Genomic DNA, 16,581 nt, shown 5'->3' with positions numbered 1-16,581 from the left:
ATGGGCAACACGGCTTCGATGCAGCAGAAATCACTCGCCCGCACGATCCCGGGCGGCGATGACTTTACTCTCTCAAGAATATCTGGGAGCTGGCGATGTCGCAACAGAGTTGATCCGGCCCGGTATTTTGCATGCTGTCCTATTCGATCAAGCAAGCCAGGCTTGCAAACACTATCTTTCAAACTGAGCGGCAGGAGGGCTGACGGCGTCTGGTTCGAGACGCGACCGCCGACGGGTGGACCGCTCGGTGTCCTCCGCCATCATCGTCATCGAGGAAACCTGGAGTCTTCGTCATGCGGATCATGATCGCTGCGCTGGCTGTCCTTGCGGCGGTGCTGGCCTCGCCGGTCGCTCTGGCCCAGTCGGCCGGGGACGCTCCGGCGCCGAGCCTCCTCGTGCACGGCAACTATTGCGGCCTGGGTAACCGGGCGCCGCTCCCGCCGGTCGATGCGCTCGACGCGGCCTGCGCCCGCCACGACGCCTGCACGCCCGCCGGCGGGTTGCCGTCCCGGCGCTGCAACCTGCGCCTGTTCCGCGAGGCGGACCTGATCTCCCGCGATCCGCGCTACCCCGACAGCGTGAGGACCGCGGCGGTCTTCATCGCCTTCAGCGCCTCGACGATGCCCTTCGATCCCGCGCCGCAGTCCGCGGCGATCGAGGCTCCGATCTGGGCCGATCCCCACGCCTACCGGCGTGTGCGGGCGAGCTACGCCTACTAAGCTGGTTTCGCAAAGGCGGCCGCCGGTATTGCGATAAAAACCTGCGGCGAAACAAAAACATAAGCGGACGAAGCGTCGGTCTGCCAACGCAAGTCCGCCGAGGGCAGGACCGGGCACCAGGACGTGCAGGGTCGCAGGAACGCCGGAGCAGGGAGAGGCAACACGCCATGAAGTTCATCCTTCTCGCCATCGGACTGCTCGCAAGCCTGACGGTCTTCATCCCGACCGACGCCGAGGCCGTCGTCTGTGCCCGAGGCGTCTACAGGGCCGGCTGCGTCGGACCGCGCGGAGCGGTCGGCGTCCGCCGTGGTGTCTACGGGGCACGCGCCGTGCGCGTCCGGCGGTACTAAAGGCGGACCGCCTCGGGTGGGCCTGGGCGCGGACGGGACCACCATCGTCGGCGTCGATCATCCTGCGCCAGGTCGGCTGGCTAACGCGACCCCCAGGCACGCCGGAGGTTGACGCCCCGGTGGGGACGCACGCGAAGGTGCGGGACGATGAGCCTGTCGAAGGCGTACGAGACTTGCTCGGTCTCCTCGCCGCACCGCTCGGCCCGCTCCTTCGGCAGATACCCCTTGGCGACGATGTCGCCGTAGCGGTGCGGGTTCGCACCGTAGGCGAGGCAGGCGAGGTTGTAGAACCGCTGCCACGACAGGCCGTGCACGTCGGCGAACCTGCCTTTCTCCATCGGCTCCTGTCGGCCCAGCGTCGCGAAGAAGTATCCGCTCCCGCTCACGACGTCCCGCGCCCGGGCCGGCGCGAGCTGCAGCAGGATGAGGGAGGCGAGCTGGTCGGCCGCGTCCTCCTCGCGCCCGAAGATCGGAACGCGCAGCATGTGGAACAGCGCGTGACTGGTCTCATGCAGCAGGATCTGCGCGACCGGCCCGCGGATCGCCTGATCTCGCGTGACCCCGGCGGCAGACCTCGTGCGCGGCGCAAGGTTCACGATGGCCGCGACCATCTCGTAGCACATCGTGACCGCGCGGCTCCCGGGGTCGTACCAGGCATTCGGCTCGCCGTCGCACCCCTTCATCCGAAAGGTGAGGCGGTGGGGAAGGCGGACGAGGCGGATGATCGCGCCCAGCCGCTCCAGCACGCGCTGCCGCTGCGCGATCCGGTAGATCTCGCGATGGGCGGGGTCGCTCGGCGGCACGTAACTCACGGAGACGCGCGCGCTCACGGGCGTCGCGGGGGAGGCTTGAACGGGGAGGCCCGTCAGCAGGACGACCGCGCCTGCGACGAGCGCGCGGAGCGCCTCGCCATGGATGCGCGCCATCAAGCCGTGCCCATGCCCATGGCTCGCCGCGCGCGAGCCTCGCCGCCATGCCCGACCCACCGTGACCTCCAGAGGGAGCATGCCCTGCAGCGCTCACGAGTATGCTCGATCCGGCCGGCTCGGCTCATCGGCACAACGCGCCCAGGCCAGTTCAAGCCACACGATGTCGCATCGCAATTCGTGCTGGATAGACTCAGTACCGCATATATTCTCGTGTTGTGCAATGTCTATTAAAATATTTTATCGAACAGATTCGGCGGCACATGTCGATCTGTGTCCCGTTCGATCAAGCGCGTCACTCAGCACACCCTAGACGTTTTGGGCAACGCTGTTTTCGCTGTGCCTTTGGACCGCGACGCGATCGGGCGAGCTGTGAGTATGGCTGTCCACGCTCAGTCTTCGTCTTCGAGGGACGCATCCTCGATCGAGCGGCGAGGCAGGGAGAGAAGTTATGGCCGATTGGCTCGTCAGCAGGTCCCACATCGATCCTGAGCCCCTGGACCTCCCGTTCGTCGCAGTCGGGCCGACGCCGTTTTCGCGACCGGGTCTGCCGTCTGAGCAGGCCGGGGCCTCCGTCGACCAGACCGCCTTCGAACCGCGCCCGGTCAGCTCCGCCGCCGCCCGCATTCTCGGCATGATCGGATCGGCGATCGTCGTGATGCAGACCGAATCCGGCACGATGCTGGTGTCGACGGGGCGACCGGGAACCCGGCGTTCGGCGTCGATGCGCCCTCTGCCGTCACCGGAGCCGTGCCCGCCTCCAGCGATCCGATAGTCGTTTCTCAGCTGCCGTAACGGATTCAGCTATTCGGGAGAACGATCATGACTGAGGTGCTGAACCTGAAGAATTTCGAGTCGCTCAGCCCATTCGAGATCAAGGACGAGTTGATCAAGCTCGCCAAGGAGACGTCCCGGCGCACGCAGTCGGCGTTCCTCAATGCCGGGCGCGGCAATCCGAACTGGGTCGCGACGACGCCGCGTGAAGGGTACTTCCTGCTCGGCCAGTTCGCGATGAGCGAGAGCAAGCGCGTGATGAGCCATCCCGCGGGGCTCGGCGGCATGCCGCAGGCGGCCGGGATCGCCGGCCGGCTCGACGGGTGGCTCGAGCGGCAGGCAGACCAGCCCGGCGCCGCCTTCCTCAAGGCCATGGTGCCTTACGCCGTGACGACCTTCGGATTCGATCGCGACGCCTTCGTGCATGAGCTCGTCGACTCGATCGTCGGCGACAACTACCCCGTGCCCGACCGCATGCTCGTCCACAACGAACGCATCGTGCACGAATACCTGATGTGGGCGATGTGCGGGACGCGCAAGCCGGCAGGCCGGTTCGACCTCTACGCGGTCGAGGGCGGTACGGCGGCGATGTGCTACCTGTTCAAGTCGCTCAAGGCCAACCGGCTGCTGCTGCCGGGCGATACCATCGCGCTCGGCACGCCGATCTTCACTCCCTATCTCGAGATGACGCATCTCGAGGATTGCGCGCTCGACGTCGTGCACATCAAGGCGCCGTAGGAGAACAAGTTTCAGTATACCGACGAGGAGATCGACAAGCTGCTCGATCCCAAGGTCAAGGCGTTCTTCGTCGTCAATCCCGGCAATCCGACCGGGATGGGCATGAGCCCGGAGACGATCGCCAAGATCACTGAGCTGGTGAAGAGCAAGCGACCGGATCTGATGATCCTGACCGACGATGTCTACGGGACGTTCGTGCATGATTTCCGGTCGCTGATGGCCGAGCTGCCGAACAATACGATCGGCGTTTATTCATTCTCAAAATATTTTGGCTGCACGGGCTGGCGCCTCGGAACGATCGCGATCCACGAGGACAATATCTTCGACCGGATGATCGCGAGGCTGCCGGCCGACGTGACGGCGGCCCTCGACAAACGCTATGGACCACTGACGCTGGAGCCGCGCAAGCTCAAGTTCATCGACCGCATCGTGGCGGACAGCCGCGACATCGCGCTCAACCACACCGCCGGCCTCTCCCTGCCGCAGCAGGTGATGATGAGCCTGTTCTCGCTCGCCGAGCTGATGGACGACAGGAAGGCCTACCAGGATGCCTGCATGGAGATCGTCAACCGACGCGTCTGGTCGATGATCGAGGGGCTCGGGCTGCAGATCACGCCGAATCCGAACTTCGATGCCTATTACGGTCTGATCGACTTCGAGTTCTGGGCGCGCAAGAACATCGGCGAAGAGGCGGTCGATTACCTGAAGCGCAACGTTCACCCGCTCGATCTCGCGTTCCGGCTCGCCGAGGTGCACGGGATCGTGCTGCTCAATGGCGGGGGGTTCGAGGCGCCCAACTGGTCCCTGAGGGTCTCCCTCGCCAACCTCCCCGACGAGGTTTACGCCGATATCGGCCGGGGCGTTCGTGCCGTCGCCCGCGGCTATCGGGATGCCTACGAGGCGGCGGCGCGGGCCGCCGGCGCGGAGGCGGCAAAGCAGGTCGAGCCGGTCCCGGCCGAGTGACACCGGCTCCAGCGAGGCGTCGCGGATGGGCACCATCGACGATTCCGTCGCCCCGGCGGAACTCCGCCCGGTCCGATGCGCGGGATCCCTCCCGCGCAGGCTCCTGGCCGGGCTGCGTCTCTCGGCGGGGCTCCTCCTCCTGGCGGCGCAGCCTGCGGCGGCGCGCACGATCTACGTCACACCCGAGGGGGGTGGCCCGGGCTACGGCGCGGACGGGCGCGTCGCCGCCCCGCGCACCTTGGCATTCTCGACCGAGGCCGTGCGGGGATTGCAGCCGGGCGATGTCGTGCAACTCCTCGCCGACAGCCCGGCGACGGACGCGGTGACTCGCTATCGCCGGCGTGTCGTGCTGACCGGACCGGACAGGCGGGACGTGCCGCCGATCCTCGTGCGGGGGCTCGGCCCGCGTACACGCATGGTCGGGCGGACGATCGACGAGATCCGCGGCTGCCCGATGCCGGAGGACGACATCGAGCAGCCCTGCGGCGACCTCAGGACGGCGCTCGCCGCACCTCCGCCGATCGCTCCCCCGTCGCCGGATCTCCTCGGTGCGCTGACCGTGGCGACCACGGATCCGGCTGGGGAGCGGACCGAGGACCGGGATCGCAGCCGCCGCTCACGGCTCGCCGTGCCGATCGGGCGGGCGGGACGGCTCGCCGACGCGGCCTGCCTCGACATCGACCGCGCGGACGGCATCACGATCGAGGACATGGCTTTCGAGGGATGCTGGCTCGCGGCCGTGCGGGCGACCGGTAGCCGGCGTGTCACGCTGCGACGCTCGCTGATCATCGGAAGCAGCTACGGTCTCGCGGCACGCGGCAGCCCGGAGCGTCCCTCCGATACGCTCGTCGTCGAGGACGTCACCTGGGTGCAGGACTCGAGCGGCTACGACGAGGCGGCGCTCACGCGCGAAGGGCCGTTTCGCTGCCGCGACGGCCGGATCACTGCGCTCGGCTGCGCGGGCCTGATATGGCGCAGCATTCCCTGGGGGGCGACCCATCACGGCGCGTACGATCACTTCAACGGCGCGCTTCTCGGCGGCGCCGACGTGCGGGGACCGATCGTCTTCCGCCGCAACACCGTCCTGTCGGCCTATAACGGCATCCGGCTGAAGGCCGCCTCCTGCGAGGACCTCAAGGCCTCAGCCCTGTCGGCGGCGAGCTGCCCGTTCAACCAGGATGTCTGGATCACCGACAACCTGTTCGCCTATGTGCGCGACAATCCGGTCGAGCTGGAGACCTGGGCGACCGACGTGCGCATCGCCCGCAACCGGATCGTCAACTCCCACGCATGGTTCTCCTTCGACGACATGGGGGGCGGCCCGGTCTACGTCTACGGCAACCGCGGCTGGTTCGACGACGTGCCGGCGATCGATCGCCCCGGACGCGACACGTCCCTGCCGCCCTGCTCCCGCCAGCCCGTCGAGAAGCCGGCCGCCGCAGGGGCGTTCGATCCCAAGCTCGACCGTCGCTACGATTACGCGCGCTCCCGCTGGCTGCCCGTCGGGGTCGAGAGCGTCGGACGATCCGGTGCCATGACCTGGATGGATCCTGGCGATCAGTCCTGCGAGGCGAGCCTCCAGGGCCGCGTCATCAAGTTCGCGTTGCCGCCGCTCGGCGCCGAGCCCGATTCCTACCGCTACGCGGAGCGCGGTCCGATCTACGTGTTCAACAACAGCTGGTACCTGCGCTCGCCCGTGACCGGAATCGGCGCAGCCGCGAACCTCCGGCACTGGAACAACGCCCTCATGTTCTGCGAACCCGGCGCGCCCGGCGCCGACCCGGACCTGTGCCGCACGCGGCCCGAGACATTCGACGCGAGCGCCTGCGGGCGCGGCCTGGTGCGCGGCGACGACCTCGCGCGCTATCCCGGCGAAATCGGGACGCTGCCGTTCTTCGATTGCTTCCGGTGGCTGCCGGTCGACGAACGGGGGCACGACCGTTCCGACCTCGCGAGCGAGTTCGACCACGATGTCAGCAGCAACGGCTTTCCCCTCCTGCTGATGCGGCAGCGCGGGATCGAGCACCACGGGCGTCGGGGCCATCCAGGCTTCACGGCTCCCGAACGAGGAGATTTCCGGCTCCTACCCGATGCCCTCGCTGCCGTTGCGGCCTGCGCGGTCACAGAGACGTCCGATCATAGCCTCGACTGTTCCGAGGTGCCGAACGGTCGCGCATTCGCCGGCGCGTTCGATCCCGAGAACCGTCTCTATGAGGGACCAGCATCCGCGAGATTTCATCCTCCCGAGTAGACCACCTCGTTCGAGAGCACCACAGCATCGTTGAGACGTGCGTAGTACGCAAATACGGTATCTACGCAGAGCGCTATGGTACGCGCTATGAGCGTTGTTCGGGATCGTGAGGTCCAGTCGTTTCTCATGGCCATCAGCGCATCGCTCCCGTTGCTCGGGATTGAAAGCTGTCCCGCCAGAGCCGAGCTCCCGTGAGCACCGGGGAAGTGGTACCGCCTCGCGCAGATCCTGGTGAAGGGATCGAGCTCCGCCCCAGCGCCTCACCGATGCTTATGACGCCGCTTGCGAGGGGCATGAGCCTTGGATGCGATTGCTGCACGACACTCTGAGCTCAGACTCGCTCTCCTGCTCAGTAGACACGCTCTGACCCGCTCGGGATCCGGGATGAACGTGCCGCAGAAGCTCATCGCGTCGGGCGTGCAGGCTTGTTGCTGCTCCGGGGTCCCCCTGTCCAGAGACATTGCCGGACATGCGAGCGTCAGAACCGTCAGCCCGATGCATGTAGCGATAGACCTAATGATCATCGTCCCTCCTTGCCCGTGCCTTCGACGGTTTGCGACAGTGTAAGAAGCTTGAAACTGCGAGCGCAATATCCGATCGTTATCGTGGCTGTCAGATTTAAACTCAGATTTCCTGAGATCCGGCCTGGAATCTGAGCGGCTGATATTCGTGGACGAGAGCGGAACCGCCACCAAGATGGTGCGCTTACGCCGGCGTTCACCCCGCGGCCCATAGGGTGATTACCATAGCGGCAGTCACGCCTGTCCTATCCAATCAAGCAGAGACGGCGACGCTGACTAGCATGTCTGAATAACACGACGGAGTCTCCTACATCCTCCAGACAGCCGCAGTTTGTCAAATAAAAATTCTGTCTATGATATCTCTAAATCAAGATTTTTCGGAAACCGATTCGGAAATATTTGTAGGCATGCATAAATATTATATGGTAAATTGGTAAATTCCTGTTTTTGAATAATGAAACTCTCCGCCGGCGGCATTTGTTGCGATTCAAATAAGATCTAATATCGCGAAAAATCCACTGAATGCTGATCCCGGACAAACTGTCTAGCGCTAAATTTAATGTACAATATTTCTCAAATAATAATCTAAACTGAGAGCTGCGGTGCATTCTTACGAGAATTCCAGGCTGAGGTGCGACCATGTCGATTGCTAATATTATAGTCTCTGTCGACTTCGGACGCTCAGCTGCAAGCAGGGTCCGCCTCGCGGCCGATCTGGCCGGCCGGTTCGACGCCACCCTCACTGGCGTTGCCGCCCGCAAGATCGTCATGTCCGCTGCCGCCGGAGATCTCGCGGCGGCACAGGACGCCTATGAGGAGGAGAGAGCCAAGCTTGCGGCGGATGTGCGGAAAGCGAGGGATGTCTTCGACCAAAATGCTGGCGAAGCCCCGCGTACGAGCTGGAGGCAAGCCGAGGCGGGGTCCGAGGCCTACCTGATCAGATTAGCACGCAGCAGTGATCTGATCGTGCTCGGCCGCGATCCGCTCCAGGATGGAGCCGGCGCCATGGCCGTTGACCCGGGCGGCGTGTTGATGGAGGCTGGCCGCCCGGTCCTGGTGGTGCCCCCAGGCATTGACCGACTAAAGGCCCGTCAAGTCGTGATCGCCTGGAAGGACTCGCCGGAGGCCCGCCGGGCCGTGACGGCAGCGCTGCCGTTCATCACGCACGCGAAAGAGGTCTTCGTCTTGAGCGCGGGTGGTGAGGCGCGCTTCCAGGGAGCCGAGGAGGTTGCCGAGCATCTGGCCCAGCACCGTGCGCACGTCACCACACACTTGCTCGACGTACCCGGCCACGACGTGGCTGACGAGCTCCTGCGATTCACCGCGCGCCAGACCGCAGACCTGATCGTGATGGGCGGATACGGACACTCTCGACTGCGGGAGTGGCTGTTCGGCGGTGTGACACGGACGATCCTGGAGGTCGCGCCCGTCTGCTGCCTGATGAGTCACTGATGCGTGTCACGTCTGGCATCGCCGAAGCGTCAAAACGGTTCGACAGGGTGCCTGGAACTGGCCGGTTGAACCGGTCGCGCGGATAGGCCGCCGCCGAATCGTGGAAGGTGATGCGGAATGTCTTGCCTCTTATACCCTCGCGCCTTCGCATCGACGCGTCGATGTGAAGGCGACCGGCGCATCAGCGCCGGCGCCCGTTCGGGCTTGCCTAGCACCTTCGAACGCGTCCGTTCGAAGGTGCGGCGGTATTACGGCCCCTGCCCAGCCCCCAACGTCCACACAACCTTCGCTACCGGACAGTCCTGGCACGCGCCGCGAATGTCCGGAAGGGGTCACATCCGGCCGGGCCCACGAGGCACGATCGCCGTGGAGCCGCCGTGGACGGTGGAACGCGCGTCTCAACCGACTGTACGGCGGCGGCTACTGGATCGCCGGGCAGGGGGGCGGGGCGGGACGTGCGCGGTGCTCGACGCGATCGCGCGCAGGTCCGGGCGGCATCCCGAGGGGCCTGTGCCCTCAATCCGGGTTCGTGAACACGCTGCCGCCGATGAAGGCCATCTCGCGGTCCGGCTGCGGCGGATCCTTCTCCGAGCCGTAGGCGAAGAACAGGCGGCGGCTGCGCCCATCGGGGCCGGTCAGGGTGAGCGTGTGCCGGTCGAGGCCGTAGCGCCCGCCCTCCGGCGGGCGCCGGCGACTCATCGCGGAACTCACACCGCTGGTCGCGCCGGAATTCGTCGCCCCGGTCGAGCCGCCGCGGCCGTAGGTGCCGTCGGAGCGAAAATCGTAGCGGTTCGAGACGGCGATCATCACGTCGCCGCCCATGGCGGCGTTGCCGCCGCCCGACATGCGGCGGTAGGAGCGGTCAATCGTCCGCTCGCCGGCCTCCGCCGGGTAGGCCTTGAAGAACGAGCCGTCCTGGAGCTTGTAGTCCTGCGGCTTCCCGCCCGTGCCGGTCAGCACGGTGGTGTCGCCGGCGCGGGTCCAGCGGCCGAAGCGGCGCGGCTTGGCGGCGCGCTCGGCGGCGAGGTCGACGTCCTCGAGGGCGGCATCGTCGATCTCGTAGTAGCTGCCGTCGCGGAACAGGATCAGCGGCTCGAACTCGATCACGACCATGCCGCCGACTCCGACGCCCGTCGTCGAGCGGAAATACACGCCCTCGACCGCGGCCCAGTTCGCGGCATGGCGCGGTTCCGCCGGCGGCTCGGCCGCCACGGGCGGAGCGTGGCCGGGGGCGGCTGGCGCGACCGCGGCGACGGGCGCCTCCAACGCGCCACCCGCCGTGGCCCGGGCCGCCGGAGCCTTCCGGTCGCCCCTGCCCACCAATCCGTCATCGGTGAGAGCGACCGCCCGCAGCTTCGCCGGGGGAATGAAGTCCTTCGACAGGGTGGCGACGAAGCTCGGCACCATGCCGAGGCGCTGTGCCGCCTGCCAGCCGGCATGGTGCAGGACCGTGCGGAGCTTCACCTGCTCGGCGAAGGCGGCGCGGGTGACCGCCTGCGAAAGCGGCGGCTTGTCGGCCATCGGCGCCACCATCTGGCGCCGCACCGCCCGGAGCGCCGCAGCGCTCGGCTCGGCCTTGGTGTCGTTGGCGACCATCCATTGCAGGACGATGAAGGCGGTGAGCACGTCGCCGGCATCGTCCGGCCGCAGGGCGGTTTCGGTTAGGAAACTCCGGAAGATCGCGTCGTAATCGTGCCGGGCCATCTCCCGGGCGACCTCAGCCGCGGCGATCGGGTTGGTGGCACGCAGCTCCCGGACGTGGCGGGCGACCGTGGCGGCCCGCAGCTCCGCGTTCGAGGCGAAGGGCAGGGCGGGGGCGGTATCCCCGCCCTGCGCCCAGGCGACCTCGCCGACCGACCGGACGTCGATCCGCGCGCCGAGGGGCTGGAACTGCTGCTGCTGCATCCCCTGGAGAATGCCCGTGCCGACATCCTGGGCCGGCGCCGCGGCGGCCAGCAGCGGGATCAGGGCGGCGGCGACGGGGACGACAGCGATCTTGCGGGTCATGGTGCGCTCCGCGCTCGGATGAGGATGGGGGACGGCCCGCCGGCGGGCGCCGTCCGGACCCGGGCCCGCCTCACGGCCAGCGGATCCCGAACAGCGCCAGCACGCCGGCGACGGCGGCGCCGATCAGCGTCAGCGCCATGAAGGGCAGGAGCGGGATCACCAGCCAGCCCATCATCATCAGGGTGTAGAGCAGGCCGCCGATGTCGAGGCCGGCGATCCGGCAGGGCTGCGCGCGGGCCTCGTCGACCGTGCACCCCGTCAGGCGGGTGACGACCAGGGAGAGGACGAGCAGCAGGAACGGGGTCCAGATGATCAGCACGCCGAGGAGGAGCATGCGTCGGTTCCTTCCGCGCCCGGTGACGCCCGGCGGCATCGCTCTCATCGCGAGGTCCCGCAGGGGCGCCAGACCCGCTGGTATCCGGCATCGCCGGCCCGGTTATAGCACCGTCCCGCCGCGTCGAGCCGCCGGTCGACGGCGTCGCGCCGGGTGCAGGCGTCGAGCGTGGCGGGATCGTCGCACCCGCCCGGCAGGCGGTGTCGAGGGCGCCTCAATCCCGCACCAGTCGCGGGACGTCGGCGGCCGGACCGGCCCACGCGACGCTTGCCGCCGCGGCGAGGCCGAGGAGCGCGGCGGGACGCAGGATGACGCGACAGGCCACGCGACGCTTCCCTCATCGCATCGCGACCGAGGCGGCCATGCGCTCGGCGCGGGCGAGCGCCTCGGGTCGGGCCGCCGGCGCCAGGCCGAGGACGCGCAGGTAGGTCGACCCGTCGAACCGGATCACCTGCGTGACGGCGACCGGGCGGCCGCTCCTCGCATCCGAGCCGGTGGCGCGCAGGCGCAGCACCACCGCGCCGTCGCGGGTCGCGCGGTCCTCGTCGGTGACCGTGACGTCCTTGATCTCGCGGAAGGTGGCGAGCGCCTTGCGGGCGAAGGCGCCCTCCTGGCCCTCCGGCACGGCAGCCCGCCCCATCGAGGGGGCGACGACGACCAACGGCTGCGCGCCGTCGGGGTCGATGTCCTTGGGGCCGTCTGTGAGCATCAGGGCGTTGCCCATCAGCGCGCGCACGGGGCGGAAGCCCGCGAGGTCGCCGACGGTGTAGGGCAGGGCCGCGATCTGGTCGGCGAGGCTGCCGGGCGCCCGGAACGCGATCGTCGAGAGCGCCGCCTCGACCGCCTCGTCCGGCATCTGGCCCCGCGCCGCCTCGGGCACCTGCACGGTGACGAGGCCGGTACCGGAGGCGCCGCGCACCACCGCGACCCACTTGGCGTAGGTGAGCCCGTTGGCCGCCTGGCTGCCGCGCAGAACCCGGCCCTCTCCGCCGGCAACGCCGAGCACGGTGCCGGAACCCCGAGCCTCGAAGCCGGTCGCGCGCAGGGCCTCGGGGGTGAACCGCTCCACGAGCTGGCCGTAGGCTTCGGCCGGCATCTCCGTGATGAGGATCGAGGCGCCCGAGCGGTGCTCGAACCCGGCGAAGCCCTTCGAAGGCGTCATGCCGGGCGGCGGCACCAGGCCGACCGAGCCGGCGGCCGGGAACACCGCCTCGGCCGCGAGGGCGGGCGAGGCGAGGAGGCCGAGGACGGCCAGGAGCCGGCCGACAGCGAGAATGGGCCGGCCGGGGGCGCGGGACAGGAAGGATGCCATTGCGGAATCTCCGGGAGTTCAGGGCGAGGAGTTCAGCGCGTCGCGACGCGGCTGAGCACGAAGGTGTTGCCGGAGAACTGGACCTGTCCGGGCGCGCTCATGTGCTCGAGCATCAGGCGCAGGTTGCGGCCGAGGCGGGCGGAGTCGGAGCGGGTCTCGTACCAGTACTCGGCGGCGGACGTCCCGGCCCGCACCGGGCGGTGGTGCTCGTAGCAGCGGAACGCCGCCATGTACTCCTCGGCCGCCTGAACCTCCTGGGCCGAGAACCCGTTGAGCCGCACGACGTAGGCCGTGGGCAGGCCGCCACAGGCCTCTCCGGCGGGGCCGGCGGCGACCGGCGCCGCGACGGCACCCGGGACGGAGGCCGCGCCGGCATCGGCCCCGCGGCGGGGCGCCACCACCCCGTCGAGCTTCGCGGTGAGCGCCGCGGCGACGTCGCCGGCGATCACCTTCGCTTCGGTGCCGACCCGCTCGAGCAGGCATTCGCGGTCGCACCCTTGCGGCAGCGGCGGCAGCTGCACGCCCGCGACCTCGAACGAGCCGAGGGACTGGCCGGTGCGCACGTTGAGGAGCCGGCCCGGGATGCGCACCTCCGGCCGCACGATGTCCGAATAGGCCGATTTCGACGCCGAGGCGTAGATCTGGAACACCGCGACCACGTCGAGGGGCGGGCTCGAGACCGAGCGGGCGACCTCGATCAGCTCGGCGTCGCGCCGGCGCACCCGGTTCGGTTGAGTGAAGCCCATCGCCACCGCGGTCTCGTCGTAGACGTTGTAGCCGCGCAGGTTCATCGTCTCGGAGAGTTCCGCGATCACCCGCTGGAAGATGCGGTTGCCGCGCGGCACCGAATCCTCGTCGGCATCCTCGCCCATCACCACGACGGTGGGTTTGGGCTGTGCGAGCGCTGGGCCTTCGAAGAGGAGGCCGAGGGAGAGCGCGGCGAGGGCGGTGCGGCGCGCGGCGGCACGGATGGGCAGCATCGTGTCCTCCTGTTGGTCAGATTGGTCGGTCACTCGGAGCAGGGCAGCGGCGTCGGCGCCGCGTCGAAATCGTCGAGGTCGAGGGCCACGCGCCGGCGCGGGTCGGCCAAGGTCGGACCGGTCAAGGCCGGGACCGGAGCCGCACAGACCGTCTCGGCGGCCGGTCCGGGGAAACGGAGCCCGCCTTGGCGGGCGGGCGCGATCAGGCTGACCTCAACCCGCCGGTTGACCCGCGACAGCGGGGCGGCCGGGTCCTTCGGGCGGCTCGAGCCCCAGCCATGCACGCGCAGCCGCTCCGGCGGGATGCCGTAGGTCTCGACGAGGTGGGCCCGCACCGCCCGGGCCCGGGCGAGGGACAGACGCCGGTTGTGGGCGGGCGCGCCCGCCGCGTCGGTGTGGCCGGCGATGAGGAAGCCGTGGCCGGCGAGGTCGCGCGCGGCGAGCGCCTGGCCGAGCGGCTCGAGCTGGATCCGCGCCTCCGACGTCAGGCGGGCGCTGTCGTAGGCGAAGAACACCGTGAGATCGACCGTCCGGATCGGATCGACGCGGACGGACGGCCCGCCGTCGTCCGGGCTGAGCGCCCGCGCCGGCGCGCCGGGCGGAAGTCCCGGATTCCCGTCGGCGAAGGGGGCGAGGGAGCGGATGATGGCGGTCGCCGACGGATTGCGGGTCTTCGCCTCCGCCGGCCCGGCCTCGTTTAGCCTCTCCCGGGCGCCGGGCGCCTCGGTCAGCGGGTTCGCCCGCGCCGCGCCGCCGAGGGCGACGACGAGGCCCAAGGCCATCGCGAGGCAGGAGCGGCCGAGACGGCGCCTGACCGTGCGCCGCAGGGCGGCGTCCGCGGTGATGGTCGGCCGCGCGGGCGTGTCGTCGATCCGCATGGTTCCGCTCTCCTCCTCCGGGGCCTTGCTTCTTGCCCGTCGCACCCCGTGCCTGGACGAGCCAGAGCGGTTCTCGCCGCGCCGGCGCGCAGATCGTCTCGAGAAAAGATCAGCGTCCGCGCAGGATCGCGTTCATCCGACCCGGATCGAGGGGACCGTCGGGTGCGGGCGGGGCGGCTGCAGGTGAGGCGGAGGGCCTCGTCGCCGGAGTGGCCGGCTGCGGCACTGGATCTGCGGCCGCCGTGGCCGCGGCCGGCCGGCCCTGGTGTGCCGCGATCTCGGACAGGATGCGGCTGCGGCCGAGGATCGCCGAGAGGCGGGTCGCGGCGTTGAAGCTTGACGGGTCCTTCGGGTCGAGGCCGCCCTCCTTGTGCAGCGCGACGCCCGCCACCGAGGCGTCGAACATCAGCGAGCCCGAGGAGCCGCCGAGCGTGTCGCAGCGGTGGCGCAGGTCAGGCCCCTCGCCCTGCTCCTTGAGGGCGAAGCAGCGGAAGCGGCTCATTACCTTCGGCCGCCCGAGGGGGTGGTGGATGACGAGCATCGAGCGGTTGCCGGGCACCGCCTCGCCCGAGAGCCGGGCCGCCCCGTAGGTCGCGGTCGGGTTGCCGGCGGCGCGGGCGAGGGCGTAGTCGAGGCGCGCGTCGAACTCGACCGGCTTCGGGTCGATCTCGAACCGCCGCGAGCCCTGCCCGTCGAGGGTCAGGTAATCCATCAGGATCGAGGCCTTGACCGGGGTCAGGTCGCCCGATTGCGGCAGGCAGTGGTGGTTGGTCAGCACGTAATCGCCCGGCAGCAGCGCGCCGGTGCAGGAGGCGCCGACCGTCTGGCCGGTGCGGGCGTTCTTGAGCACGATGTCGACCCGGCCGATCGGGCGGGCGAGGGCGGCGAGCCCGTCGCGCGGATCGAGCTCGGCGATCGGCTCGAACGCGCCCTTGTTGCGGTCGACATAGGCGGCCGCGTCGCCGGTGGTCTGCCGCAGCGGCAGCTGCGCGCGACCGTAATCGGCAGGATCGAAGCCGACGCTCTGTGCCCGCGCCGGCTCAGCCGCGCCGAGCGCGAGGATCAGACCGAAAAATATCCAAATTTTCCTCTTCGTCGAGCGGCGTGTCCGGTGGCTTGTGGCCATCGCTGTTCTCCTCTCGGCGCCGGCTTTATGCCGTCTGCCGGCCAGCAAGTCAAAACAAGTCGATCCTGGGCCGGGAACAGTCTTTACGGCACGAGGCCGTGGACGAGCCGATCGGCGGTGCCCGACGGGTTCGCGGCGCCCGGGTCCGAATCGGCAGAGCCCGTCATCACCTGGACCGTGTAGACGAGGTTTCGCCGGGCGCCCTCGCGCAGGAAATAGGCCTGCGCCCCGTCGGGCAGCCGGGTCGGCGGCAGCGCGGCGGCGGCGAGTTCCGGGCCCACCGTCACCCGCGCGCCGGATGCTCCGGAGTGGAAGGCGAGACCGCACAGGTCCGGCGCGAGGCGGCTCGCCCGCAGCCGGCCCGGCGCTTCCGCCGGGACCGGGCGCCGCACCGGCGGGTCGGCTCCGAAGGCGACGCGCCGGCACGACGAGCCCGCCGGAGCGGCCAGCTCCTCCACCACGACCGCGCTCGCCACCGCGGGGGCGACCGGGGGCCCGGGCTCGCCCGGGAGGGGCGCCGTCACTGCAACGATCGGCCGATCCGCCTCCGGGAGTGCGCGTAGCAGGGCGAACCCGGCGGCGAGGCCTGTGGCAACCAGGAGTGCGGCAGGCGCGGCGAGGAGGGCGGCGCGCCGCCCGGAGGCCGCCGGAGGCTCTGGCCGCGTCAGCGCCGCGAGGGCGGCCGGCACTCCTGCGGCCGGCAGGATCACCGGCGGGCGCGCCCGCCCGAGGGCGCGAAACGCCCGCGCGGCCTCCGCCGCCTCGGGCCCGTCGGGCAAGAGGACCGCGAGGTCGGCGCGCGCCGCCGCTGCGAGCAGGTCGCGGGAGCGCGCGAGCTTGTCGAGGAGCGCGTAGTCGCCGGGCAGAACCGCGAGGTCGAGGTCGACCGCACCCGTTGCCCACAGGACGAGGTCGGCCGCCTCCGGATCGGCGGTGAGGCTGTAACCTCGCGCCAGAAGGCCGTGGGCGAGGCAGACCGGTACCTCCCACGAGCGCCCGGCATCGAACGACCCGGTGAGCCGCAACTCATAGGTCCCGGCATCCCCGCCCGCGAGGCGCGACAGCGGCCCGCCGGCAGCGGCGAGCCGCGCATAGTCGCCCGACCAGGGCAGGGGCCGGTAGTCGCCGGCCGCGAAGGCGGCGGAGGCCGGCAGGCCGGGGCGGCTCTTGAGGCTACGCAGCACCACCGGACCGCCGGTGGTCGGGACGACGACCAGGACGGAGACCGGATCGATCGAGGCCTGCTTCAT

The 16,581-nt window shown here is 69.5% G+C and carries 13 protein-coding genes and 1 pseudogene; 6 read left to right on the top strand and 8 right to left on the bottom strand.

Annotated features, from left to right (window positions below):
* Positions 1 to 293: 293 nt before the first annotated feature.
* Together MFF64_RS20985 and MFF64_RS20980 are read left to right on the top strand one after the other, a co-directional pair.
* Complete coding sequence (locus MFF64_RS20985) at positions 294 to 719, top strand: phospholipase A2 family protein (RefSeq protein WP_207767960.1); 426 nt, start codon at positions 294 to 296, stop codon at positions 717 to 719.
* Positions 720 to 886: 167 nt separating this feature from the next.
* Complete coding sequence (locus MFF64_RS20980; RefSeq protein WP_099900865.1) at positions 887 to 1,069, top strand: hypothetical protein; 183 nt, start codon at positions 887 to 889, stop codon at positions 1,067 to 1,069.
* Between the two features lie 80 nt (positions 1,070 to 1,149).
* Here MFF64_RS20980 and MFF64_RS20975 read toward each other — a convergent pair whose 3' ends face one another.
* Complete coding sequence (locus tag MFF64_RS20975) at positions 1,150 to 1,995, bottom strand: DUF4344 domain-containing metallopeptidase (RefSeq protein WP_238192321.1); 846 nt, start codon at positions 1,993 to 1,995, stop codon at positions 1,150 to 1,152.
* A 451-nt stretch (positions 1,996 to 2,446) separates the two neighbouring features.
* On the opposite strand from MFF64_RS20975, the gene MFF64_RS20970 reads away from it, so the two are divergent.
* The 4 genes and pseudogenes from MFF64_RS20970 (at position 2,447) to MFF64_RS20955 (ending at position 8,694) form a co-directional block, all read left to right on the top strand.
* Positions 2,447 to 2,770, top strand: a complete 324-nt coding sequence (locus MFF64_RS20970) for a hypothetical protein (protein ID WP_099901103.1) — start codon at positions 2,447 to 2,449, stop codon at positions 2,768 to 2,770.
* Between the two features lie 47 nt (positions 2,771 to 2,817).
* A pseudogene (locus MFF64_RS20965) lies at positions 2,818 to 4,470 on the top strand (bifunctional aspartate transaminase/aspartate 4-decarboxylase).
* Between the two features lie 25 nt (positions 4,471 to 4,495).
* Positions 4,496 to 6,721, top strand: a complete 2,226-nt coding sequence (locus MFF64_RS20960; RefSeq protein WP_238192320.1) for a hypothetical protein — start codon at positions 4,496 to 4,498, stop codon at positions 6,719 to 6,721.
* Between the two features lie 1,160 nt (positions 6,722 to 7,881).
* The gene (locus MFF64_RS20955; protein ID WP_238192319.1) at positions 7,882 to 8,694 is read left to right on the top strand and encodes a universal stress protein; all 813 of its coding nucleotides are present in this window, start codon (positions 7,882 to 7,884) and stop codon (positions 8,692 to 8,694) included.
* A gap of 516 nt (positions 8,695 to 9,210) precedes the next feature.
* On the opposite strand, the gene MFF64_RS20950 is transcribed toward MFF64_RS20955, so the two are convergent.
* The 7 genes from MFF64_RS20950 to MFF64_RS20920 all read right to left on the bottom strand — a co-directional run bounded on the left by MFF64_RS20950 (position 9,211) and on the right by MFF64_RS20920 (position 16,581).
* Positions 9,211 to 10,701, bottom strand: coding sequence for a hypothetical protein (locus tag MFF64_RS20950; protein WP_238192318.1), 1,491 nt, complete (start codon positions 10,699 to 10,701; stop codon positions 9,211 to 9,213).
* Between the two features lie 70 nt (positions 10,702 to 10,771).
* Complete coding sequence (locus tag MFF64_RS20945) at positions 10,772 to 11,035, bottom strand: hypothetical protein (RefSeq protein ID WP_099900764.1); 264 nt, start codon at positions 11,033 to 11,035, stop codon at positions 10,772 to 10,774.
* Between the two features lie 337 nt (positions 11,036 to 11,372).
* Positions 11,373 to 12,347 carry a hypothetical protein gene (locus MFF64_RS20940; protein WP_238192317.1) on the bottom strand — a complete coding sequence of 325 codons (975 nt, stop codon included), beginning with the start codon at positions 12,345 to 12,347 and terminating at the stop codon, positions 11,373 to 11,375.
* A gap of 32 nt (positions 12,348 to 12,379) precedes the next feature.
* Entirely contained in the window at positions 12,380 to 13,327 is a 948-nt protein-coding gene (locus MFF64_RS20935) for a hypothetical protein (protein ID WP_238192316.1), read from the bottom strand.
* 29 nt (positions 13,328 to 13,356) lie between these two features.
* Positions 13,357 to 14,205, bottom strand: a complete 849-nt coding sequence (locus MFF64_RS20930; protein WP_238192315.1) for an OmpA family protein — start codon at positions 14,203 to 14,205, stop codon at positions 13,357 to 13,359.
* Positions 14,206 to 14,314: 109 nt separating this feature from the next.
* Positions 14,315 to 15,331 (bottom strand): trypsin-like serine peptidase, encoded by a 1,017-nt coding sequence (locus tag MFF64_RS20925; protein WP_238192314.1) that lies wholly within the window; start codon positions 15,329 to 15,331, stop codon positions 14,315 to 14,317.
* Between the two features lie 83 nt (positions 15,332 to 15,414).
* On the bottom strand, positions 15,415 to 16,581 hold the full coding sequence (locus MFF64_RS20920) for a hypothetical protein (RefSeq protein ID WP_238192313.1): 1,167 nt from the start codon (positions 16,579 to 16,581) through the stop codon (positions 15,415 to 15,417).

The organism is Methylobacterium frigidaeris, from assembly GCF_022179185.1.
Lineage (GTDB): Bacteria > Pseudomonadota > Alphaproteobacteria > Rhizobiales > Beijerinckiaceae > Methylobacterium > Methylobacterium frigidaeris.
The sequence above is the reverse complement of the archived record's forward strand: the minus strand, read 5'-3'. Positions and strand labels throughout refer to the sequence as shown.

Excerpts from the sequence above, each read along its gene's own strand:
- MFF64_RS20940 (WP_238192317.1), bottom strand. The coding sequence starts at position 12,347 with ATGGCATCCTTCCTGTCCCGCGCCCCCGGCCGGCCCATTCTCGCTGTC.
- MFF64_RS20955 (WP_238192319.1), top strand. The coding sequence starts at position 7,882 with ATGTCGATTGCTAATATTATAGTCTCTGTCGACTTCGGACGCTCAGCT.
- MFF64_RS20970 (WP_099901103.1), top strand. The coding sequence starts at position 2,447 with ATGGCCGATTGGCTCGTCAGCAGGTCCCACATCGATCCTGAGCCCCTG.
- MFF64_RS20960 (WP_238192320.1), top strand. The coding sequence starts at position 4,496 with ATGGGCACCATCGACGATTCCGTCGCCCCGGCGGAACTCCGCCCGGTC.
- MFF64_RS20945 (WP_099900764.1), bottom strand. The coding sequence starts at position 11,035 with ATGCTCCTCCTCGGCGTGCTGATCATCTGGACCCCGTTCCTGCTGCTC.
- MFF64_RS20925 (WP_238192314.1), bottom strand. The coding sequence starts at position 15,331 with ATGGCCACAAGCCACCGGACACGCCGCTCGACGAAGAGGAAAATTTGG.
- MFF64_RS20930 (WP_238192315.1), bottom strand. The coding sequence starts at position 14,205 with ATGCGGATCGACGACACGCCCGCGCGGCCGACCATCACCGCGGACGCC.
- MFF64_RS20935 (WP_238192316.1), bottom strand. The coding sequence starts at position 13,327 with ATGCTGCCCATCCGTGCCGCCGCGCGCCGCACCGCCCTCGCCGCGCTC.
- MFF64_RS20985 (WP_207767960.1), top strand. The coding sequence starts at position 294 with ATGCGGATCATGATCGCTGCGCTGGCTGTCCTTGCGGCGGTGCTGGCC.
- MFF64_RS20950 (WP_238192318.1), bottom strand. The coding sequence starts at position 10,701 with ATGACCCGCAAGATCGCTGTCGTCCCCGTCGCCGCCGCCCTGATCCCG.
- MFF64_RS20980 (WP_099900865.1), top strand. The coding sequence starts at position 887 with ATGAAGTTCATCCTTCTCGCCATCGGACTGCTCGCAAGCCTGACGGTC.
- MFF64_RS20920 (WP_238192313.1), bottom strand. The coding sequence starts at position 16,581 with ATGAAGCAGGCCTCGATCGATCCGGTCTCCGTCCTGGTCGTCGTCCCG.
- MFF64_RS20975 (WP_238192321.1), bottom strand. The coding sequence starts at position 1,995 with ATGGCGCGCATCCATGGCGAGGCGCTCCGCGCGCTCGTCGCAGGCGCG.